This is a genomic window from Sphingobium sp. WCS2017Hpa-17, from assembly GCF_031843765.1.
Taxonomy (GTDB): Bacteria; Pseudomonadota; Alphaproteobacteria; order Sphingomonadales; family Sphingomonadaceae; genus Sphingobium.
Genome location: NZ_JAVTIV010000002.1, coordinates 659,051 through 680,314, shown reverse-complemented (window position 1 = coordinate 680,314; position 21,264 = coordinate 659,051). Strand labels below are relative to the sequence as shown.

General features: G+C 64.3%; 15 protein-coding genes. 7 read left to right on the top strand and 8 right to left on the bottom strand.

From position 1 onward, the window contains the following. Nucleotides 1-30: 30 nt before the first annotated feature. Complete coding sequence (uxaC, locus tag RQH62_RS07100) at nt 31-1,485, bottom strand: glucuronate isomerase (protein WP_311268050.1); 1,455 nt, start codon at nt 1,483-1,485, stop codon at nt 31-33. A 47-nt stretch (nt 1,486-1,532) separates the two neighbouring features. On the opposite strand from uxaC, the gene RQH62_RS07095 reads away from it, so the two are divergent. Both RQH62_RS07095 and RQH62_RS07090 read left to right on the top strand, forming a co-directional pair. After that, nucleotides 1,533-3,059: an altronate dehydratase family protein gene (locus tag RQH62_RS07095; RefSeq protein WP_311268049.1), complete on the top strand. Its 1,527-nt coding sequence runs from the start codon at nt 1,533-1,535 to the stop codon at nt 3,057-3,059. A 17-nt stretch (nt 3,060-3,076) separates the two neighbouring features. Then, nucleotides 3,077-4,552: a mannitol dehydrogenase family protein gene (locus tag RQH62_RS07090; protein ID WP_311268048.1), complete on the top strand. Its 1,476-nt coding sequence runs from the start codon at nt 3,077-3,079 to the stop codon at nt 4,550-4,552. 5 nt (nt 4,553-4,557) lie between these two features. Here RQH62_RS07090 and RQH62_RS07085 read toward each other — a convergent pair whose 3' ends face one another. Next, nucleotides 4,558-5,256, bottom strand: a complete 699-nt coding sequence (locus RQH62_RS07085; protein ID WP_311268047.1) for a pirin family protein — start codon at nt 5,254-5,256, stop codon at nt 4,558-4,560. Nucleotides 5,257-5,382: 126 nt separating this feature from the next. Between RQH62_RS07085 and RQH62_RS07080 the strand changes: the two genes are divergently transcribed. After that, on the top strand, nt 5,383-6,312 hold the full coding sequence (locus RQH62_RS07080) for a LysR family transcriptional regulator (protein ID WP_311268046.1): 930 nt from the start codon (nt 5,383-5,385) through the stop codon (nt 6,310-6,312). A 32-nt stretch (nt 6,313-6,344) separates the two neighbouring features. On the opposite strand, the gene RQH62_RS07075 is transcribed toward RQH62_RS07080, so the two are convergent. The 3 genes from RQH62_RS07075 to RQH62_RS07065 all read right to left on the bottom strand — a co-directional run bounded on the left by RQH62_RS07075 (nt 6,345) and on the right by RQH62_RS07065 (nt 10,438). Beyond that, nucleotides 6,345-7,184 carry an alpha/beta hydrolase gene (locus RQH62_RS07075; RefSeq protein ID WP_311268045.1) on the bottom strand — a complete coding sequence of 280 codons (840 nt, stop codon included), beginning with the start codon at nt 7,182-7,184 and terminating at the stop codon, nt 6,345-6,347. 166 nt (nt 7,185-7,350) lie between these two features. After that, nucleotides 7,351-9,555, bottom strand: a complete 2,205-nt coding sequence (gene katG, locus RQH62_RS07070) for a catalase/peroxidase HPI (protein ID WP_311268044.1) — start codon at nt 9,553-9,555, stop codon at nt 7,351-7,353. Nucleotides 9,556-9,790: 235 nt separating this feature from the next. Beyond that, nucleotides 9,791-10,438: a TetR/AcrR family transcriptional regulator gene (locus RQH62_RS07065; RefSeq protein ID WP_311268043.1), complete on the bottom strand. Its 648-nt coding sequence runs from the start codon at nt 10,436-10,438 to the stop codon at nt 9,791-9,793. 86 nt (nt 10,439-10,524) lie between these two features. On the opposite strand from RQH62_RS07065, the gene RQH62_RS07060 reads away from it, so the two are divergent. From RQH62_RS07060 to RQH62_RS07050, 3 genes are read left to right on the top strand one after another with little or no spacing between them, the layout of a single operon-like run. Beyond that, nucleotides 10,525-11,649 carry an acyl-CoA dehydrogenase family protein gene (locus tag RQH62_RS07060; protein WP_311268042.1) on the top strand — a complete coding sequence of 375 codons (1,125 nt, stop codon included), beginning with the start codon at nt 10,525-10,527 and terminating at the stop codon, nt 11,647-11,649. Between the two features lie 24 nt (nt 11,650-11,673). After that, nucleotides 11,674-12,858, top strand: coding sequence for an acetyl-CoA C-acyltransferase (locus RQH62_RS07055; protein ID WP_311268041.1), 1,185 nt, complete (start codon nt 11,674-11,676; stop codon nt 12,856-12,858). A gap of 14 nt (nt 12,859-12,872) precedes the next feature. Beyond that, nucleotides 12,873-13,634 carry an SDR family NAD(P)-dependent oxidoreductase gene (locus tag RQH62_RS07050; RefSeq protein ID WP_311268040.1) on the top strand — a complete coding sequence of 254 codons (762 nt, stop codon included), beginning with the start codon at nt 12,873-12,875 and terminating at the stop codon, nt 13,632-13,634. Between the two features lie 69 nt (nt 13,635-13,703). Here the strand turns inward: RQH62_RS07050 and RQH62_RS07045 are convergent, their stop codons facing one another. The 3 genes from RQH62_RS07045 to RQH62_RS07035 form a co-directional block, all read right to left on the bottom strand. Beyond that, nucleotides 13,704-15,311 (bottom strand): alpha-amylase family glycosyl hydrolase, encoded by a 1,608-nt coding sequence (locus tag RQH62_RS07045; protein WP_311268039.1) that lies wholly within the window; start codon nt 15,309-15,311, stop codon nt 13,704-13,706. Nucleotides 15,312-15,327: 16 nt separating this feature from the next. Then, nucleotides 15,328-17,157 carry an alpha-amylase family glycosyl hydrolase gene (locus RQH62_RS07040; protein WP_405053517.1) on the bottom strand — a complete coding sequence of 610 codons (1,830 nt, stop codon included), beginning with the start codon at nt 17,155-17,157 and terminating at the stop codon, nt 15,328-15,330. Nucleotides 17,158-17,225: 68 nt separating this feature from the next. Further along, entirely contained in the window at nt 17,226-19,883 is a 2,658-nt protein-coding gene (locus RQH62_RS07035) for a TonB-dependent receptor (protein ID WP_405053524.1), read from the bottom strand. 337 nt (nt 19,884-20,220) lie between these two features. Between RQH62_RS07035 and RQH62_RS07030 the strand changes: the two genes are divergently transcribed. After that, nucleotides 20,221-21,255 carry a LacI family DNA-binding transcriptional regulator gene (locus RQH62_RS07030; RefSeq protein ID WP_311268037.1) on the top strand — a complete coding sequence of 345 codons (1,035 nt, stop codon included), beginning with the start codon at nt 20,221-20,223 and terminating at the stop codon, nt 21,253-21,255. Nucleotides 21,256-21,264: the final 9 nt, after the last annotated feature.

Here is a 21,264-nt window from a genome sequence, read left to right as displayed (position 1 = left end):
GCTCTATGCGAGCGCGGGCGTCCTGACAAATCAGGCGGCGCTCGCCAGTGGCCGGGCGGGCGCTTCGGGCAGGCGATAGGCCTTGCGCACCAGATTATAGGTCAGATCCTGTGCCAGTTCCTGGGCTTCCCAATCGCGCAGCCGCCCTTCGGCCACCAGCCGGGCCAAGAAGGCGCAATCGACGCGCCGCGCGACATCATGGCGCGCCGGGATCGACAGGAAGGCGCGGGTGTCGTCGTTGAACCCGACCGTATTGTAGAAGCCCGCCGTCTCCGTCGTCATCTCGCGGAAGCGCATCATGCCTTCCGGGCTGTCGTGGAACCACCAGGCAGGCCCCAGCTTCAGGCAGGGATAATGGCCCGCCAGCGGCGCGAGTTCGCGGGCATAGGTGCTTTCGTCCAGCGTGAAGAGGATGATCGACAGGTCCGCTTCATTGCCGAAGGCGTCGAGCAGGGGCTTCAGGCCCCCCACATAATCGGTGCGCCCCGGAATGTCGGCGCCCTTGTCGCGGCCATAATGCTGATGCAGCCAGCTATTATGGTTGCGGCAGGCGCCCGGGTGGATCTGCATCACCAGCCCGTCCTCCAGACTGAGCCGCGCCGTTTCGGTCAGCATCTGGGCGCGGAACAGTTCGGCATCCTGTGCCGTCCACTCCTTGCCGACGATCCGGTCGAACAAAGCGGCGGAGTCAGCGGCGGACAGGTTCGCCGTGCGCGCGCTCTGATGCCCATGGTCGGTGGAGGTCGCACCCATGGCGATGAAATCCTGCCGCCGCTTCGCATGGGCGCGCAGATAGCCGCGCCATGTCATGACATCCTCGCCGGTCAGATCGGCGAAGGCGGCCATGCTGGCGTGGAAATCCTCATGCTCCGGGTCGACCACTGCGTCGGGGCGGTAGGCGGTGACGACCTGCCCGGTCCAGCCTGACTTGCGGATGGCTTCGTGATGGTCCAGCCGGTCATGTGCGCCTTCGGTCGTGGCAATGAGTTCGATGTTGAACCGGTCGAACAGCGCGCGCGGGCGGAAGGCGGGGGTGGCGAGCAATTCGCCGATCCGGTCGAAATAATGGTCGGCAGTGTCGACGCTCAGCGCCTCTTCAAAGCCGAATACTTCGGCAAAGACATGGTCCAGCCACAGGCGCGAAGGCGTACCTCGGAACAGATGCTGATTGCTGGCGAATATGCGCCACGCCGCGCGCGGATCGGCGTCACCGGGCACGCCATGGGCGGGAACGCCCAATGCCTCCAGTTTCACGCCCTGGCTGTAGAGCATGCGATAGAGATAATGGTCCGGCGCCAGCAGCAGCGCGGTCGCATTGTCCCAGGCGTCATTGGTCGCGAACCAGGCGGGGTCGGTATGGCCATGTGGGCTGACGATCGGCAGATGCGCAATGCTGTCATAGAGCGTGCGGGCAATGGCGCGGGTGCCGGGATCGGCCGGGAACAGACGATTGGGGTCGAGCGTCAGCGGGGTCACTTGCATCATCTCCTTTGAGCTTGTGCCAACGTTGGCACAAATGCTATCAAGGCGCAATGGAGACGATCACAGCCCCCCGCGACCAACCCGTTCATGCCCTGCCGGACGCCGTGCGGATCGCTCCCGACGACGATGTCGCCGTGGCCCTGCGCGCACTTGAGGCAGGCGAAACGGTCGATATTGGGGGGCAGGTCATCAGGCTGGTTGAACCGATCGGCCGGGGCCACAAGGTCGCGCTGCATGCCATGGCAGCGGGTGATCCGGTGCGGCGCTATGGTTGGCCGATCGGCAGTGCGACTCAGGCGATCGCACAGGGCGCCCATGTCCACAGCCACAATATCCACACCAATTTGAAGGCGGAGGAGCCATACAGCTTTGCGCCGTTGCAGGGCATCGTCAGCATACCCGCCGATCGGCGCTGGCAGTTTCAGGGGTATCGCCGCGCCGATGGCAGCGTCGGCACCCGCAATGAAATCTGGGTGATCCCGACCGTCGGCTGTGTCGCCCGCACGGCGGAACGGATCGCGAAGCAGGCAGCGGATCGCCATGCCGGACAGGTCGATGCCGTGCTGGCCTTCCCCCACCCTCTGGGCTGTTCGCAACTGGGCGACGATTTGGACGGTACCGCGCGCGTGCTGGCGGCATTGGCGTCCAATCCCAATGCCGGCGGCGTCCTCATCATCGGCCTTGGCTGCGAGGAAAATCAGCTGTCCAAGCTGCTCGACCGCATCCCGCCGGCGCGCCGCGACCGCATCCGCAGCGTCGGCGCCCAGATCAGTGCCGACGAATATGAAGCGGCAGAAAGCGCGATCGACGAACTAATGGCCATCGCGTCGCAGGACCGGCGTGAGACGGTCGGCATTGAGGCGCTGCGCCTCGGCCTCAAATGCGGCGGTTCCGATGGACTAAGCGGTATCACCGCCAACCCCCTGATCGGTCGTGCCGCCGATGTCGTCACGCAGGCAGGCGGGCAGGCGATCCTGACCGAAATACCGGAGATTTTCGGCGCGGAACGGTTGCTGATGCAGCGCGCCGCCGATGAGCCGGTGTTCGACGCGCTGGTCGGGTTGGTCAACCGCTTCAAACGCTATTTCATCGACCATGGCGAACCGATTTCGGAAAATCCCAGCCCCGGCAATGTCGCGGGCGGCATCACCACGCTGGAGGAAAAATCGTTGGGCGCGGTGCAAAAGGGCGGCCATGCCACCGTCACCGACGTTCTGGCCTATGGCGAAACGTTGCGCCGACCGGGGCTCACCCTGTTGGAGGCGCCGGGCAATGACGCCGTATCGACCACCGCGCTCGCCGCCGCAGGCGCCACGATGACGCTCTTTTCCACCGGCCGCGGCACGCCGCTCGGCAGCCCGATCCCGACGCTGAAACTGGCCACCAACCATGACCTTGCCCGGCGCAAGCCCGGCTGGATCGACTTCGATGCGGCGCATGTGCTGGATGACGGCCTTGACGCCGCCACCGACGCGCTGATGACCCGCATCTGCGCCATTGCGTCGGGCGAACCCGCCCGCAACGAAGTGAATGGCGAACGCGACATCGCCATCTGGAAACGCGGCGTCACCCTCTGATTACGCAGGAATTGCCCATGACTCGCTTGTCCTCCGCCACATTGGCTGCCTTGCCTGCTACGGTCGCCCGCCCTACCTATGACCGGTCGCAGGTGACGCCCGGCGTCGTCCATCTGGGCATCGGCGCCTTTCACCGCGCGCATCAGGCGGTGATGTTCGACGATGCGCTGGCGGCGGGCGATCTGCGCTGGGGCATCCGCGCCGTGTCGCTGCGCTCCCCCGGCGTGCGCGACCAGATGGCGCCGCAGGATGGCCTCTACCATATATTGGTGCGCGATGGCGCCGAAGTGGCCGTGCGGACGATCGGCGCAGTGCTGGGCGTGACGGTCGCGCCGGAAGGCCCGGCGGCTGTGGTGGACATGCTGGCCAGCCCGGACACCCATATCGTGACCCTGACCGTCACGGAGAAGGGCTATAAGCTCGATCCGGCCAGCGGCGCGCTACGCACCGATGACCCGCAACTGGCCGCCGATATCGCCAGCCTGGATGCACCGGTGACGGCACCCGGCTTCCTCGTCGCTGCCCTGGCGAAGCGCCGCGCGCGTGGCCTGCCGCCCTTCACCGCCATCTCCTGCGACAATCTGCCGCGCAACGGGCAAAGGCTGCGTGGCGCGGTGATGGCGCTGGCACAGCATCATGACCTCACGCTGGCGGAGTGGATCGCGCAGGAAGGCGCCTTTCCCGAAACCATGGTCGATCGCATCGTGCCGGCCACGATCCCGGACGATATCGCCGTCTTCGCCCGCGACCATGGCCTGACGGACGAGGCGCTAGTCAAGACCGAGCCCTTCACTCAATGGGTGATAGAGGATCGCTTCTGCGGCCCGCGCCCCGATTTCGGCCCCGGCGTGCAGATCACCGCCGCCGTCGCCCCTTGGGAGGAAGCCAAGCTGCGCCTGCTCAACGGCGCGCATAGCGCCATCGCCTATCTGGGCGGGCTGGCGGGCATCGCCCATGTGCATGACGTACTGGAGCATCCCGCGATGCGCGCCTTCGTCGAACGGCTGTGGAACGAGGCGGAAACCACCCTGTCACCGCCGGCAGAACTGGACGTCGCTGCCTATCGACGCGAATTGATGGCGCGTTTCGACAATGGCGCGCTGATGCACCGCACCCATCAGATTGCGATGGACGGGTCGCAGAAACTGCCCCAGCGCCTACTCGCCACCATCGCGGATCGCCGCGCGGCAGGGCAGAATGTAGACGCGCTGGCGCTGGGCGTGGCCGCATGGATCCGCTGGCAAGCGGGGATGAGCGATGCGGGCATCGCCCATGTGGTGGACGATCCGCTGGCCGACCGGCTCGCCGCTCTTCTGAAGGGGCAAGCCGACGCCGCCGGTCGCGTGCGTGCTATATTGGCCTATGATGCGATCATGCCAGCCGCGCTGCGCGAGGATGCCGTTTTCGCCGAACAACTGACCAGCCATCTGGCCAGCCTCGAAGAAAAGGGCGCCATGGCCACTATCGCAGCCACGGCGCCCATTCCGGCCTGATTAGATCAGGCGGCGTCGACCAGCACGATCTCGCTATCCTCGATCGCGGTCACGCGGATGACCTCGACGTCGCGGATAGCCACGCCGTCGCGAGCGTTGGCGCGAACATCGTCGATCTGGATCGCGCCGGTGGCGGGGACCAGATAGGCCTTGCGATCGGCGCCGATCGGATAGTCGGCGCTTTCCCCGGCCTTCAGCGTCGCCGCCACGATCCGCGCATCGGTGCGGATGGTCAGCGCGTCATTGTCATTCTCATAACCCGACGCCAGCGTCACGAAATGCCCCGACCGTTCGCCCTTGGGGAAGGGGCGGGCGCCCCAGCTGGGCGCTTCGCCCTGACGGGTGGGGATGATCCAGATCTGGAAGATCTTCGTCGTCACATCTTCGTGATTATATTCCGAATGGCGCACGCCCGTGCCTGCGCTCATCACCTGCACGTCGCCCGCTTCGGTCCGGCCCTTGTTGCCCAGGCTGTCTTCATGGGTGATCGCGCCTTCGCGGACATAGGTGATGATTTCCATGTCGCGATGCGGGTGCGGCGGGAAGCCGGTATGCGGCGCGATCGTGTCGTCGTTCCAGACGCGCAGATTGCCCCAGTGCATGCGGGCGGGATCATGATAGCCGGCGAAGGAAAAATGATGCTTGGCGTCGAGCCAGCCATGATTGTCACCGCCAAGGCTGTCGAAGGGGCGCAGTTCGATCATCGTCTTATCTCCTGATCGGGCGGAGGTCGCCGGGATGGCGTCGCCCTGTTGAAGACGTCTTTACCCCTTGCCATCTTTCCTGTTCAGATGGATAAAACCGATCCTTATGTTCGAGGAAATGGAATAGTGAATAATCCCGGCACGCCGACATTCGACCAGCTGCGTATCTTTCTGGCGATCGTGGACACGGGCAGTTTCGCCGCCGCCGGGCGCAAGCTGAACCGCGCCGTGTCGGTCATCAGCTATGGCATTTCAAATCTGGAAGCGCAGCTGGGCCTGTCCCTGTTCGACCGGGAAGGGACGCGCAAGCCCGTGCTGACCGTCGCCGGCCGCGCCCTGCTGGCGGAGGCGCGCAGCATATCCCATGGCCTGGACGGATTGCGGGCGAAGGTGAAGGGGTTGCTCGACGGGCTGGAGGCGGAGGTCGATCTGGCGGTCGACGTCATGCTGCCGTCCGACCGGCTGGGCAAGGTGCTGCGCGCCTTTTCGCAGGCATTCCCCACCGTGCAGCTGCGCCTCCATGCCGAAGCATTGGGCGCCATCACCGCGATGGTGCTGGATCGGGCGGCCGTGATCGGCATTTCCGGGCCGCTATCCGCCGGTGTCGAGGGGATCGAAAGCATGAGCGCCGGGCTGGTGCCGATGGTGCCGGTTGCCGCGCCCGACCATCCGCTTGGCCGCATGGAGGCGATCGCGCCGGGGGCAGGGCGCAACTATACGCAATTGGTGCTGACCGACCGGTCGCGCTTTACGGAGGGGCAGGATTTTTCCGTCAGCAGCCCCAAGACCTGGCGTCTGGCCGATCTGGGCGCGAAACATGCGCTGCTGCGCGAAGGCATTGGCTGGGGCAACATGCCGCTGCCGATGATCGAGGGGGATCTGGTCGCGGGCACGCTGGTGCGGCTGGTGATGCCCGACCATAGCGGCGGTACCTATCGCTTTTCCGGCATCTGGCGCCGCGATACCCCGCCGGGACCGGCCGCCAGCTGGCTGCTCGACCAGTTTGTCGGGCTGGGCCGCGAGGACATAGAGCCGGACGGCATGAGCGACGTCTGATCCGTCACCCCGCCGTCCGGCCCATTTTACTTTCAACCCTGAATGAAGGCCAGGATATCGGCGTTCAGCACATCGGCATTCACCGTCAGCATGCCATGCGAATAGCCTTCGTAGATTTTCAGCGTGGCGTCGGGCAGCAATTCCGCCTGCAACACGCCGGCATTCTTGTACGGCACCACCTGATCGTCATCGCCATGCAGCACCAGCGTCGGCACGGTGATCGCCTTCAGATCGTCGGTCTGGTCGGTTTCGGAAAAGGCCTTGATCCCTTCATAATGGGCCAGTGCGCTGCCGTTCAGACCCTGCCGCACCCAATTGTCGATGACGGCGGGCTTCACATCAGCACCATCCCGGTTGAAACCGTAGAAGGGGCCGCTCGCGACATCGCGGAAGAATTGCGCGCGATTGGCGGCCAGGCCAGCGCGCAACCCGTCGAACACATCCATCGGCAGGCCGCCCGGATAGCGGTCCGTCTTCAGCATGATCGGCGGCACCGCGCTCACCAGCACGGCCTTGGCGACGCGGCCCTGCGGCAGGCCATGACGGGCGACATAGGCGGCCACTTCACCGCCGCCGGTCGAATGGCCGATATGGATGGCGTTCTTCAGGTCCAGATGCTCGGCGACCGCAGCAGCGTCGGCGGCATAATGGGCCATGTCATGACCGAAATCGACCTGGGCCGACCGGCCATGGCCACGCCGGTCATGGGCGATGACGCGATAGCCCTTCGACAGGAAGAACAGCATCTGCGCATCCCAGTCGTCCGACGAGAGCGGCCAGCCATGGTGGAACATGATCGGCTGGGCATCCTTGCTGCCCCAATCCTTGAAGAAGATGTCGACGCCGTCTTTGGTGGTGATGAACTGGCTCATGGGAAGGCTCCTTGCTGGGTATCGGCCGGATCGTCCGGGCTGATCAAGGTCTAGTCCAACTTCATCGTTCAGCGCATAGATATAAAATCGGCTCGTTCGTTCTATATTATTGAAAAGCTGGCGACGGTCGGAAAGATCGCCGCCAGCTGTCCAACGCGCTGTCTCTTTATGCCGTCAGGTCGAACCGGTCGGCATTCATCACCTTGGTCCAGGCCGCCACGAAGTCGCGAACGAACTTCTCATTCGCATCCGAAGAGGCATAGACTTCCGACAAAGCGCGCAGTTGAGAATTGGACCCGAAGGCCAGGTCGGTGCGGGTCGCCGTCCATCTTTGCTCGTTGCTGGCCCGGTCGGTGCCTACGAATGTCTCGTCGCTCTTGTCGTTCACCTGTTTCCAGGCCGTGCCCATGTCGAGCAGGTTGACGAAATAGTCGTTCGTCAACTGCCCGACCCGATCGGTCAGCACGCCATGCTGCGACCCGCCATGATTGGCGCCCAGCACGCGTAAGCCGCCCACCAGCACCGTCATTTCCGGCGCGGACAGGCCCAGCAGTTGCGCCCGATCGACCAGCAATTCCTCGGTCGGCACATTGTAGCGCGTCTGGAGATAGTTGCGGAAGCCATCGGCCTTGGGCTCCAGCACATCGAAGCCGTCGGCATCCGTCTGATCCTGCGAAGCATCGGTGCGGCCCGGCGTGAACGGCACAGTCACATCATAGCCGGCCGCCTTCGCCGCCTGCTCGATGCCGACGCTGCCGCCCAGCACGATCATATCGGCAACCGACGCGTCGCTGTCGCTGGCAAGGCCTTCATAGACCGTCAGCACCCGCGCCAGTTCGGCTGGCTCGTTGACGTCCCAGTCCTTTTGCGGGGCCAGACGCAGGCGACCACCATTGGCACCGCCGCGATGATCCGACCCGCGATAGGTGACGGCGGAGGCCCAGGCGGTCTTGACCAGATCGGCGACCGACAGGCCCGACCCGGCAATCTTCTGCTTGAGCGCGGCGACGTCCGCTTCGCTCAACGTCGGCCCCGTCGCGACAGGGATCGGATCCTGCCAGATCAGGTCTTCGGCCGGGACTTCGGGGCCAAGATAACGGACCTTCGGCCCCATGTCGCGATGACACAGCTTGAACCAGGCGCGGGCGAAGGCATCGGCGAAATAGGCCGGGTCGGCCCGGAACTTCTCCATCACCGCGCGATAGGCCGGGTCCACCTTCATCGCCATGTCGGCGGTGGTCATCATCGTGGGCACCTTGACGCCGGGCGTATGCGCCTTGGGCGCCAGCGTCTCTTCCGGATTGCCGACCGGCTGCCATTGCTTGGCGCCCGCCGGGCTGCGCACCAGCTCATATTCATGGTCCAGCAGCATGTCGAAATAGGTCATGTCCCATGTGATCGGCGTCGGCGTCCAGGCGCCTTCGATCCCGCTGGTGATGGTATGGTCGCCCATGCCGCTCTCATGACCGCTCTGCCAGCCCAGCCCCTGCTGCGCGATGTCCGCGCCTTCCGGCTCCGCGCCGACCAGCGATGCGTCGCCCGCGCCATGCGCCTTGCCGAACGTATGGCCGCCCGCCGTCAGGGCGGCCGTCTCCTCGTCATTCATGCCCATGCGGGCGAAGGTTTCGCGAATGTCGCGGCCCGACTGAAGCGCGTCAGGATTGCCGCCGGGGCCCTCGGGATTGACGTAGATCAGCCCCATCTGGATCGCAGCCAGCGGGCTTTCCAGCGCCATGTCCTTTTCCGGCTGGATACGGGTTTCATTGGCCTCGTCACCGACCCAATTTTCTTCCGTACCCCAGTAAATGTCCTTCTCTGGCTCGAAGACGTCGACGCGCCCGCCGCCAAAGCCGAAAACGGGACCACCCATCGACTCGATCGCGACATTGCCGGCCAGGATCATCAGGTCGGCCCAGCTCAGCTTCTGGCCATATTTCTGCTTGATCGGCCACAGCAGCCGACGCGCCTTGTCCAGATTGCCATTGTCCGGCCAGCTGTTGAGCGGCGCGAAGCGCTGCGACCCCGACGACGCACCGCCGCGCCCGTCGCCGGTGCGATAGGTGCCGGCCGAGTGCCAGGCCATGCGGATGAAGAAGGGGCCATAATGGCCATAATCCGCCGGCCACCAGGGCTGGCTGTCGGTCATCAGCGCGGTCAGGTCCGCCTTCAGCGCATCATAGTCGATCGACTTGAACGCGGCGGCATAATCGAAATCCTTGTCCAGCGGATTGCCCGACAGGCCGTTCTGCTGAAGAATATCCAGCGACAGTTGATTGGGCCACCAGTCGCGATTGGTCCGGCCCAGCAATGTGCGCCGCGCGGCCGGATCCTTCATCGGACAACCCAGCGGGTCAGAGGTCTTGGCATCCATAACGGTTTCTCCTGTCATTTCCCTGCGGCATTTTTGTAGAAGTGCGGACCGCCCGATCCAAACCGGGAATCTTGTTTTGTCTGATCGATAATATCGGTCTAAGGCGCGGCAATGACGGCTCCTGCTGCGTGGTGGCAGGCTGCGAAAATTCCCATGGCGAAATGGTCCCCGTCATCACGGGACATTCAATGCAGAAGGCACCGGAACGTTCCAGTTGCGAAAGGAACGCCGGCCTTCAGTTGTGCGGGATGAGGCCACCCAAGGCGATGTCGACCAGCTTTTCGGCCACCTGTTGCGGGCTTAATGGCCCCGCCGGGTCGTGCCAGCGTGCCGGCCAGTTCAATGCGCCGGCCAGCGCGAAGGAAGCGAAGCGCACGTCGACCGGTGCAATGGAGCCATCGGCGATCCCCTCCGTGATCATCTCCCGCACCGCCGCGTCAATTTCCCGCTTGCGGGCGCGGAAACGGATGGCGCTGTCCATCGACAACACCTCCTCATTGGTGCGGATCACGCAGCGGCCGAAATCGTCCATGTTGACGCAGGCATAGCGCAACAGGAAGGCCCGCAGCCGGTCATGGCCGCTGCCCGGCGCGCTCATGGCCGCGTCCGCCGCTTCGCGCAGCATGGACAGGCCGCGGTTGACGCATTCGACCAGCACCTGCTCCTTGTTGCCCAGATAATGGTAGATGGTCGGCTTGCTGATGCCGAGGCTCGCGGCGACATCGTCCAGCGAAGCGGCATGATAGCCGCGCGCGTTGAACATGCGCACCGCCGCCAGCAACACGGCCTCCCGCTTGTCCGCCCGATCCTGCTCCCTCTCCGACTTGCTGCGAAAGGGCGAGGTAAGGGGCAGGGCAGGCGTGATGGCGACGGACTTGGACAATAGCGGCTCCTTGGGCGTTCCAAGCATTGACAAGAAACGCTGGGACAATCAATATACTCACCAGTAGATAAAATACGAGAGAGTATATGCTGACGGAGATTCAGGCCGCCATCCGCGACACGGTGCGTGATTTCGCGCAGGAAACCATCCGCCCGCATAGTGCTCGCTTCGAATCGGAGGGTGGCTATCCGCCCGCCTTGTTCGAGGAGATGGCCGGCCTTGGCCTGTGGGGCATGACCGCGCCCGAAGCCTTTGGCGGTGCGGAGGCGGATGCAGTTTCCTATGCTTTGGCACTGATGGAGATCGCGGCGGCAGACGGTGCGCTCTCCACCATCGTCTCGATCCAGAACAGCATCCTCGTCTCCGGCCTGCTCAAAGATGGCAGCGACGCGCAGAAGACGCGCTTCCTGCCGGACCTGATCGGCGGGCGGACCATCGGCGCCTTCGCCCTGACCGAAGCGGATGCCGGGTCTGACGCCTCGGCCGTGCGCACCCGCGCGGTGAAGGTCGACGGCGGCTGGCGTATCACGGGCGCCAAGCAGTTCATTACGTCGGGCAAGATCGCCGGGCTGGTGATGATCATCGCCGTCACCGACCCAGAGGCCGGCAAGAAGGGGTTGTCCGCCTTCATCGTGCCGACCGACCGGCCCGGCTATGGAGTCGACAAGGTCGAGCATAAGATGGGGCAGGGTGCCTCCGATACCTGCGCATTGCGGTTCGACGACATGTTCGTGGAGGATGAACTGCTGATCGGCCAGCCGGGGCAGGGCTATCGCATCGCGCTGGCGAACCTCGGAACCGGCCGCATCGGCATCGCCGCCCAATGCGTCGGCATGGCGCAGGCCGCGCTGGAGATCGCTGTCGCCTATGCCAAGGATCGCAAGAGCTTCGGCAAGGCGATCATCGACCATCAGGCGGTGGGCTTCCGCCTCGCTGACCTCGCCACCCGGCTGGAGGCGGCGCGGCAACTCGTCCTGCATGCCGCACGGACCAAGGATGCGGGCCTGCCCTGCCTGTCCGAGGCCTCCATGGCCAAGCTGTTCGCGTCCGAAGCGGCCGAGGCGATCGTGTCCGGCGCGATGCAGACGCTGGGCGGCTATGGCTATCTGGAGGAATATGGCGTGGCCAAAATCTACCGCGACGTGCGCGTCTGCCAGATTTACGAAGGCACGTCCGACATTCAGCGCATGGTGATCGCGCGCAGCCTTTAATTCCGCTTTTTCAGGAGAGAGATTATGCAGGACGATCCGGTCGTCATCGCCAGCTATGCCCGCACGCCGATGGGCGCGTTCCAGGGTATCTTGTCGCCGCTCAAGGCCACCGAACTGGGTGCAGCCGCCGTGAAGGCCGCCGTCGATCGCGCAGGTGCGCCGGGCGACTCCATCGACCGCATCTATATGGGTTGCGTCCTGCCCGCTGGCCTTGGTCAGGCCCCCGCCCGGCAGGCGGCCTTGGCCGCCGGCCTTGGCCTCAATACGGAAGCCACAACCGTCAACAAGATGTGCGGCTCCGGCATGCAGGCCGCGATCATGGCGCATGAGGCACTCACGTCCGGCGCGGCCGATATCGTGATTGCCGGCGGCATGGAAAGCATGACCAACGCGCCCTATGCGCTGCCCAAGCATCGATCCGGCGCGCGCATCGGCCATGACCGTATCATCGACACGATGATGATGGACGGCCTTGAAGACGCCTATGAACCCGGCAAGGCAATGGGCGTCTTTGCCGAAGAAGCGGTGCGCGACTATCAGTTCACGCGCGAGGATCAGGATGCCTATGCCATCCGCTCGCTGGAACGCGCCAATGCGGCGATCGGCAGCGGCGCCTTCGCCCGCGAAATCACGCCGGTGACAGTTAAGGACCGGGGCGGCGACACAGTCGTCGATACCGACGAGCAGCCGGGCAAGGCCAAGCCTGACAAGATACCCTCGCTGAAACCCGCCTTCGTCAAGGATGGCACCATCACCGCCGCCAATGCCTCGTCCATTTCGGACGGTGCGGCGGCTTTGGTCATGACCCGCGCCAGCGTGGCGGAAAAGCTCGGCCTCAAGACGGTGGCGAAGGTCGTCGCGACCGCGGCCCATGCGCATGAGCCGTCCAAGTTCACCACGGCGCCAGTCCCCGCCATGCGCAAGGTGCTGGACAAGGCCGGCTGGTCGGTCGCCGATGTCGACCTGTTCGAGGTGAACGAGGCCTTTGCCGTGGTCGCCATGATCGCCGCCAAGGAACTGGGCATTCCGGACGACCGGATCAACGTCAATGGCGGCGCGACTGCGCTGGGCCATCCGATCGGCGCATCGGGCGCGCGGATATTGGCGACGCTGATCGCCGCGCTGGAAACGCGCGGTCTGAAGCGCGGCGTCGCGAGCCTCTGCATCGGCGGCGGCGAAGCCACGGCCATGGCTGTTGAACTGATCTGAACGGAGAGGGATATATGGACATCAAAGGCGTAGCGGCGATCGTCACTGGCGGCGCATCGGGGCTGGGCAAGGCGACCGCCACGATGCTGGCGGCGCAGGGCGCTAAAGTCGCGATCTTCGACCTGAATGAGGAGGCTGGACAGGCGACGGCGAAAGCGCTGGGCGGCGTCTATGTCGCCGTCAACGTGGCTGACGATGCCAGCGTTACGGCGGGGCTGGACGCTGCGGAGGCGGAACATGGCGTCGCCCGCATCCTCGTCAACTGCGCGGGCATCGCGCCGGCGGTAAAGACGGTGGGCAAGGAAAATGTGCCGCACCCGCTCGACACCTTCGCCAAGACGGTGACGGTCAACCTGATCGGCAGTTTCAACGTCATTTCCAAATTCTCCGCGCGGCTCGCGGCGGCGGATGAGGTGGATGGCGAACGCGGCGTGATCGTCAACACCGCTTCGGTTGCGGCCTATGACGGGCAGATCGGGCAGGCGGCCTATAGCGCATCCAAGGGCGGCGTCGTCGGCATGACCCTGCCGATCGCCCGCGATCTGGCCCAGCACAAGATCCGCGTCATGACGATCGCGCCCGGCATTTTCCTGACGCCGATGCTGGAGGCATTTCCGCAAAATGTGCAGGACGCATTGGGCGCGCAGGTGCCGCATCCCAGCCGCCTCGGCAAACCCGCCGAATATGCACAATTGGTGGAAAGCATCGTTCGCAATCCGATGCTGAATGGCGACGTCATCCGCCTCGACGGCGCGATCCGCATGGCGCCCAGATGATAGAGAACCCCCGGCCCGGCGTGCAGTCCGGACCGGGGGAAACCGGCCTGCAAGGCCGTATTCCTGTCCCTATTCCTCAATCACCAACGCGCCGAAAGGCGGCAGGCTACCCGGCGCGGCACCATTGACGGCGCTGAGCAGCTTGTTGGTCGGCGGAATCTCTTCGGGCCATGTAGCCGGTTCGCCCGACAGGTTGAACAAGCACAGCAGCGATTGGCCATCGGCTTCACGGCGGAAAAGCAGGCGCTGGTCGTCGACGATCAATATCTCCAGACTGCCATGGCGCAGCGCCGGATGTGCCTTGCGCAGGGCGAGCATGGCGCGGGTATGGTTGAGCAGCGAGGCGGGGTCAGCCTCCTGCGCATCCACGGCGCGGGCGACATTCTCATCGCCGACCGGCAGCCAGGGTTCGGCGGTGCTGAAACCCGCCTGTGCCGCGTCGACCGCCCAGGGCAGGGGCGTGCGCGCGCCGTCGCGCGACAGGGTGAGCGGCCAGTTGGCGATGGCTTCGGGGTCTTGCAACCGCTCATAGGGGATATCGACCTGGGTGATGCCCAGTTCCTCGCCCTGATAGAGGATGGCGTTGCCCCGCAGCGCGACCAGCAGCATCGCCTTCAGCCGCCCAAAAGCGGGGCGGTCGTCTGGCGCACACCAGCGCGACAGCGCGCGCGGGGCGTCATGATTTTCGAACGCCCAGCTTGGCCAGCCAAGCCCCGGCTCGTCGGGCCAGCGCTCGACCGTTTCGGCGACCAGCGCGGGCGTCAGCTTGTCAGCGTAGAGGAAATTGAAGCCATAGGCGCTGTTGAGGTGGCTTTCGCCCGCCGTATAAGCCTTCATCTCCTTTTCGGAGAGGTCGCCGCCAACTTCGGCCACGGTGAAGATTGCGCCATATTCGTCGCACAGCGTGCGGATACGCTTGATGAAGTCGACCACTCCGGGGTGCGACTGGCTGTACTTCTTGACCTGATAGTCGAAGGAGCGGGTGCGCGGCTTGCCGGTGCCGGGCGCGGGCGGATTATCGCGCAGCAGCGGATCGTGCATCGAGTGGTTGAGCGCATCAAGGCGGAAGCCGTCAACGCCGCGATCCAGCCAGAATCGCATGGCGGCGAGCAGTGCATCCTGCACTGCCGGGTTATGGACGTTGAGCTGCGGCTGGCTGCTCAGAAACTGGTGCATATAATATTGGCCGCGCCGCCCGTCCCAGGTCCAGGCCGGGCCGCCGAAAACCGACTGCCAGTTGTTGGGCGGGGTGCCGTCTTCGTTCGGGTCGACCCAGACGAACCAGTCGGCCTTGTCGCCGGTGCGGCTGGCGCGGCTTTGCGCGAACCAGTCGTGCAGGTCGGACGTGTGGGCGTAGACCTGATCGATCGTGACTTTGAGGCCGAGTTCATGCGCGCGCGCGACCAGCGCGTCGAAATCGGCAAGCGTGCCGAAGATCGGGTCGACATCGCAATAATCGGCGATGTCATAACCGAAATCGCGCATCGGTGAGGTGAAGAAAGGCGAAATCCAGATCGCGTCCGCACCGAGCCGGGCGACATGGTCCAGCCGCTGGGTGATGCCGTTCAGGTCGCCGATGCCGTCGCCATTGCTATCCTGAAAACTGCGCGGATAGATTTGGTAGATTACCGCGCCCTTCCACCAGAGCTGATCGGTCGATGTCGTCGCAAGCGTCATGAAGGCGTTTCCGTTTTCAGGGTTTGGCGGCGCAGACGGCATAGCCGAAGGCGGGGAGGGAGAGGGCAAGGCTGCCCGGCGCGACTGGCGCTGCCGGGCAGGTGCCGGCCAGCGACGTGAAGCCGCCGCTGGCTGGATCGACCGCGACATGGCCCGACAGCGGAGCGGCCGATGTGTTGAAGGCGACCAGCACCTCGCTGTCCGTATCGGGATCGATGCGGGAGACCGCGAAGAGGCCGGGCTTGTCTGAACTGGCGCGCAGGATTGTCGCGCCGCGCGACAAAGCGGGCGTGTCGCGGCGAATTTTCGCCAGCGTGGCGATCACGCGATAGAGCGGGTGGTCGGGATTGAAATTGTCGGTCGCCGTGGTTGCGCTCGTACCGACCAGCCGGTCTGCATTATACTCGGCTACTTTTGACGCAAACATGTCCTGCCGCGCCTGCTGGTCATTGCCGGTGCCGGCAAAGCCCTGCTCGTCGCCATAATAGAGCGTCGGCACGCCGCGCAAAGTCAGCAGCATCGCATGGCCGAGAATATCGCGGGCGAGTTCTTCGTCGGCGCTCAGGCCGGGCTTGGCCTGCCGCAGGAAATAAGCGAAGCGGCCGGCATCATGATTGCCAAGAAAGGTCGGCAGTTGCAGCGCCGCTGCCTTGCCGCCTTCATAAAGTGCATCATCCTCGCCCAGCCGCGCGAGCATGTCGGTGCCGCTCTTGCCGCTGGCCGCATCGACCGCCGCCCGCATGAAGGCAAAGTCGAGCACGGCGGGGAAGGCGGCATTGCGCGTCCAGCTTGCCAGCAGCGCCGGATCATAGGCGTCGGTCGCGACTTCGCCGAAGATATGGAAATTCGCAATCCCCTTCGCCGCCGCATGGGCGCGGATGGCGGGGATGAAGGCGCGCCAGAATTCGGCGTTCACATGTTTGGCGGTGTCGATGCGATAGCCATCGATGCCGAACCGGTCGATCCAGCCCTTATAGATGTCTATGAAGCCGGCGACCACGCGCGGGTCTTCGGTGGCGAGATCGTCGAGGCCGACGAAGTCGCCATATTGCGCGCTCTCCCCCTTCCAGTCGGTATCGCCGCGATTATGATAATAGACGGGATCGTTGAGCCAGGCTGGGACTTTGACCTTTTCCTCTCCCTTCGGCACGACGGGCGTATAGGCAAAGGCCGGGTCGGTCAGCTTCGCCCAGTTGGCGGCGCTGCCGTCATGGTCGCCGGCGAAACCGTCATTGATCGGCTGGCCCGATGCGCCACCCCGGCGCGACCAGGGATAATCGGCCTTGCTGCGATAGGGCGCCGCGCTCGTGGGGCTTTCCCGATATTGGATCACATCGGCGGTATGGTTGGCGATGATGTCCATATAGACTTTCATGCCGCGCTGGTGCGCCGCATCCACCAGCGCCTTGAAGTCCGCGTCCGTGCCGAAATGCGGATCGACGGTGGTGAAGTCCGTCACCCAATAGCCGTGATAGCCCGCGCTTTCCTGCCCCTTGGCGCCCTGCACCGGCTTGTTCCTGAACACCGGCGCCAGCCAGATGGCGGTCGCACCCAGCCCCTGAATATAGTCCAGCTTCGCGGTCAGTCCCTTGAGGTCGCCGCCATGATAGAAAGCGCGGGAGGTCGGGTCGTATCCGGTCTGGAGCGGACCGCCCTTCAGGCCGCCCCGATCATTTTTCGGGTCGCCATTGGCGAAGCGGTCGGGCAGGACGAAATAGACGATCTCCTGCTCCGGCGTGCGGGCACGCAGGTCGCTCAGCGTATCCGCCTGCGCTTGTCCCATCCCGATCAGGGCCGCAGCCATCCCGGCGGCCGTCACGAGGAAGTTCGTGGCCGTTCGTCCCATCAGGGCACCCCTATATCATGAACCAGTGAAGGCCCGGCGACACACTGGCCGCCGGGCCAGTCTACACATCAGAAGCGGTAGTTGAAGCCCGCCATGAAGCGGCGGCCATAGCTTTGATAGTTGCGGATCTGGATCGACGCGCCGGTGTCCACCGACACGAAGGGTTCGTCGGTCAGATTCTGGCCCTGCACGAAGACAGACAGGCCATCGAGCGCGCTGCCCTTCTGGAAATCATAGCCGACCTGCGCATCGACGATGGTTTCCGCCAGTGCCCGGCGTAACTCGCGCTCACCGCCAAAGCCGACAAACTGGCCAACGAAGGAAGAGCGATAGCGGACCGAACCGCGCGCATTGAAGCCCCATTTCTCGAAGAAGAGCGTGCCGTTGGCGACCCAGCGCGAATAGTCGGGCAGGTCTTCCGATGCAGCGCCCACGCCCGGCTTGATGCTGGTCTTGGTATAGCCCATGCCGCCGGTCAGGCCGAAACCGTCCAGCGCCGGCGTGATGATGTCGAACGGCACCGTGCCGGCCAGTTCAAAGCCATAGAGCTTGCCGCCCTTGCCATTGACCGGACGGGTCAGCGTGCCTTCCGGATCGGTGACGCCCGGCGGCAGAACCACCGGCAGGCCGGTATAATCGAACGCCGCCGTCTCGCGATAGACATAGCTTTGCAGCTTCTTGGCGAAGAATTGCAGGCCGACATAGCCCTTCGTCCCGAAATATTTCTCGAAATTCAGGTCCGCCGCCCAGGCACGATAGGGGCGCAGCGTGGGATTGCCGCCGGTGCCGGTGATGACGCCGCTGGCCGTATTATAGCCATAGTCCAGGCTGACCTTCATATCCTCGAACCGGGGCCGCTGGATTTCGCGCGCCGCTGCCAGACGGACCACGAAATCGCTGGGGAAGCGCAGCGACAGGTTCATGCTGGGCAGGATATCCCAATAAGTGTCGCCCCGCGTCGTCGGCACCAGATCGGCCGCCGCCAGATTGACGAAGCCACGCGACTTCTGTTCGGTATTTTGCGCCAGCACGCCGAAATTGCCGCTCAGTTCGGCCGATCCCATGTCGGACTTGATATTGGCCATCAGATAGGCCGACATCACCCGCTCCGTCACCGAATAGGCCTTGGCCGGCACATCCTTGCTGGGGTTCAGCGTCTTGATATAGACGCCGTCGGCCAGCAGTTTGAACGGATCATAGGACAGGATCGGGCCAACGCCGATGAAGCTGAGGTCGGTGGCGGCCAGACGATATTGTTCCGGCAGCACCAGCGACGTCGCGCCGTTCGCCAGATTGAGCACATATTCTTCCGGCGTCTTCGACTTGGTGCGATCGACATAGCCAAGACCGGCCGTGATCTTCGACAGGAAGCTGCCCTCGATCTCCTTGCCGAATTCGACCTGATAGCTTTTGATCTCATCGTCGATGATGCGGTTGTTATAATAGCCTTCCTGATGGCCGAGCGGCGCACCGCCGCCCCAGCCGAGCGGGTCGGTCAGCACCATCAGATTGGGATCGCTATAGTCCAGTTGGTGGCTGGTGAAATGCGTGCCCTTGCCGTCGCTGACGAAATCCAGCGTGTCGGTTGCACCATTGCCGGGGCCGTAGCCGGTGCCGGCATTGGATTCCAGCGACAGCTCGTTGCGGTCGGTGCGCGAATAGCCGAAGTCGAAACTGGCCGACCAGCCATCGTCGCCGGTATATTTGGCGTTGAACCCGCCCGAGAAAATCTTCGACTTGCGCTCATAGCCATGGTTGTTGACCACGGCCTCGACCCCGGTGAACGTACCCTTGTTGATGAAGTCGCCGTCCGTGCCGATGCTGGCCGGCACCAATGTCGCGCCGCTCCAATAGAGCGGAAATTCGACGCCGCGCTTGATCTGCTTTTCCTTGAAGTCGCCATAGAAGCCGTCGAAAGTCAGCAGCAGCGTGTCGGTCGCCTGCACCTGCACCGCGCCCTGGATGCCAAGGCGCTTCAACTGGGTGGACACGCCGAACGGCTTGATACCGCCGATCACCTTGTCGCCATTCGGCCCGTCGGCATAGCCCCAGGCCTCGAACTCCTTCGACTGATAGGGTTCGTCATTATAGGCAGCGGACAGCGACACGCCGATGCGGTCGCCGGCAAACTGGCCGACATAGGTGCCGGTCAGGCGATAGCCCTTGTCCTTGCTGTCGGCATTCACCTTGCCAAGGTCGGTATAGACGCCGCGCGCACCGACCGAGAACAGCTCCTTGCCATAGTCGAGCGGACGGATGGTGCGGATGTCCACCGTGCCGGCCAGACCCTGATTGATGAGGTTGGCCTGCGGCGATTTGAACACATCGACGCGGCTGACGACTTCGGAGGGATATTGGTCGAACTCGACATTGCGCTGCTCACCCGTCGACGTCTGCGGCCGGCCGTTGAGCGTGGTGGAGGAGAGGTCGGCGCTGGCGCCGCGGATCGCGATCGAATTGGCGCGGCCGAACAGGCGCTGCGACGTCAGGCCGGGCAGGCGGGCGATGGACTCGCCGATCGATGCGTCGGGCAGCTTGCCGATATCCTCGGCCGACACCGACTCCACGATCTGCGCGGCATTTTTCTTCACATTGACGGCGCTTTGCAGCGCGGCGCGGAAGCCGGTGACGATGATCGTGTCGCTGCCGCCGTCCTGCGGCGCGGCATCAGCTTGCGGGGCGGCTTGCGGAGCCTCCTGAGCGAACACGGGGCTGGCCGCAGCCATGATGGCCAGAAGCGAAGCGCCCAGCAAATGGACGCGGTTATGATGTTGAGCCACTTTATCCTCTCCCCCAAAGACACCGGACAGACCCTGATCGCCGGTGCTGGAAACCCTCGCCGCCGGCATGGCTTTACAGTGCCATGTTCCTGCGGGTTCACCCTGCATAGGCCGCGTCCGATCTCCCCCGCCAGCAGGCATACGTATGCGCATAATATGCGACGCAATCGGCTGTGACCGGATTGTCACGCTGCCGCCTGTTGGAAAGCGCGCAATTGCCTTGTTTTCATAGGCCATCTACCATGGCTGTGGCGCATCGGTCCTTCGCGCCGGGAGAGGGAAGATGGGGCGTCCGCCCGGCAACAAGCCGACCAGCTTCGACATTGCCTATCTGGCCGGCGTGTCGCAGCCCACGGTCAGCCGCGCGCTGCGGGGGTCGCGATCGGTCAGCCGCGCCACCCGCGAACGGATCGAGGCGATCGCCCGCGACCTCAATTATTCGGTGGACAAGAACGCGTCTTCGCTCCGGTCGCAACGCTCCAACACCATCGCCCTGCTGTTCTTCGAAGATCCGACGCCGGACGAATCGAATATCAACCCCTTCTTCCTCGCCATGCTGGGGGCGATTACCCGGCAATGCGGCGCCCGTGGACTGGACCTGCTCATTTCCTTCCAGAAGATGGAGGATGACTGGCATGTCCGTTATCAGGACAGCCATCGCGCAGACGGCCTCATTCTTCTCGGCTATGGCGACTATACGCTTTATCAGCGACGACTGACCGAACTGGTCGATCATGGCACCCATTTCGTGCGCTGGGGGTCGGTGGGCGCGGACACGATCGGTCCGACGGTGGGGTCGGACAATGTGGGGGCAGGGCGGCTCGCGGGCGATCATCTGCTGGGCCTCGGCCGCCGCCGCATCGCTTTTCTGGGGCAGGCCGACGAACATTATCCTGAGTTTGCCGATCGCTATGCCGGCCTGTGCGATGCGATGGCGGGGCAGGGCATTGCCCCTGATCCGGCGTTGCAGGTCGATGCGCTGACGGCAGAGGATGCCGGCCATGCCGCCGCCCGAACGCTGATCGGGCGGGGCGTATCCTTCGACGCGATCTTCGCCGCCAGTGACCTGATAGCTATCGGCGCAATGCGTGCGCTGGCGGAGGCTGGCCTTACTGTGCCGGGCAATGTCGCCATCGTCGGCTTCGATGACATCCCTGCCGCCAGCCTGACCACGCCGCCCCTGACCACCATCATGCAGGACATGAAGGGGGCAGGGCAGTTGCTGGTCGACACGCTGGTTGCGCAGGTGGAGGATCAGCCGCTACCGCCGGGCACATTGCCGGCGCGGCTGGTGATCCGGCGTAGTACGGGTGGATAGGCGCAGAGT

Excerpts from the sequence above, each read along its gene's own strand:
- uxaC (WP_311268050.1), bottom strand. The coding sequence starts at position 1,485 with ATGATGCAAGTGACCCCGCTGACGCTCGACCCCAATCGTCTGTTCCCG.
- RQH62_RS07095 (WP_311268049.1), top strand. The coding sequence starts at position 1,533 with ATGGAGACGATCACAGCCCCCCGCGACCAACCCGTTCATGCCCTGCCG.
- RQH62_RS07090 (WP_311268048.1), top strand. The coding sequence starts at position 3,077 with ATGACTCGCTTGTCCTCCGCCACATTGGCTGCCTTGCCTGCTACGGTC.
- RQH62_RS07085 (WP_311268047.1), bottom strand. The coding sequence starts at position 5,256 with ATGATCGAACTGCGCCCCTTCGACAGCCTTGGCGGTGACAATCATGGC.
- RQH62_RS07075 (WP_311268045.1), bottom strand. The coding sequence starts at position 7,184 with ATGAGCCAGTTCATCACCACCAAAGACGGCGTCGACATCTTCTTCAAG.
- katG (WP_311268044.1), bottom strand. The coding sequence starts at position 9,555 with ATGGATGCCAAGACCTCTGACCCGCTGGGTTGTCCGATGAAGGATCCG.
- RQH62_RS07060 (WP_311268042.1), top strand. The coding sequence starts at position 10,525 with ATGCTGACGGAGATTCAGGCCGCCATCCGCGACACGGTGCGTGATTTC.
- RQH62_RS07055 (WP_311268041.1), top strand. The coding sequence starts at position 11,674 with ATGCAGGACGATCCGGTCGTCATCGCCAGCTATGCCCGCACGCCGATG.
- RQH62_RS07050 (WP_311268040.1), top strand. The coding sequence starts at position 12,873 with ATGGACATCAAAGGCGTAGCGGCGATCGTCACTGGCGGCGCATCGGGG.
- RQH62_RS07045 (WP_311268039.1), bottom strand. The coding sequence starts at position 15,311 with ATGACGCTTGCGACGACATCGACCGATCAGCTCTGGTGGAAGGGCGCG.
- RQH62_RS07040 (WP_405053517.1), bottom strand. The coding sequence starts at position 17,157 with ATGGGACGAACGGCCACGAACTTCCTCGTGACGGCCGCCGGGATGGCT.
- RQH62_RS07035 (WP_405053524.1), bottom strand. The coding sequence starts at position 19,883 with ATGGCTGCGGCCAGCCCCGTGTTCGCTCAGGAGGCTCCGCAAGCCGCC.
- RQH62_RS07030 (WP_311268037.1), top strand. The coding sequence starts at position 20,221 with ATGGGGCGTCCGCCCGGCAACAAGCCGACCAGCTTCGACATTGCCTAT.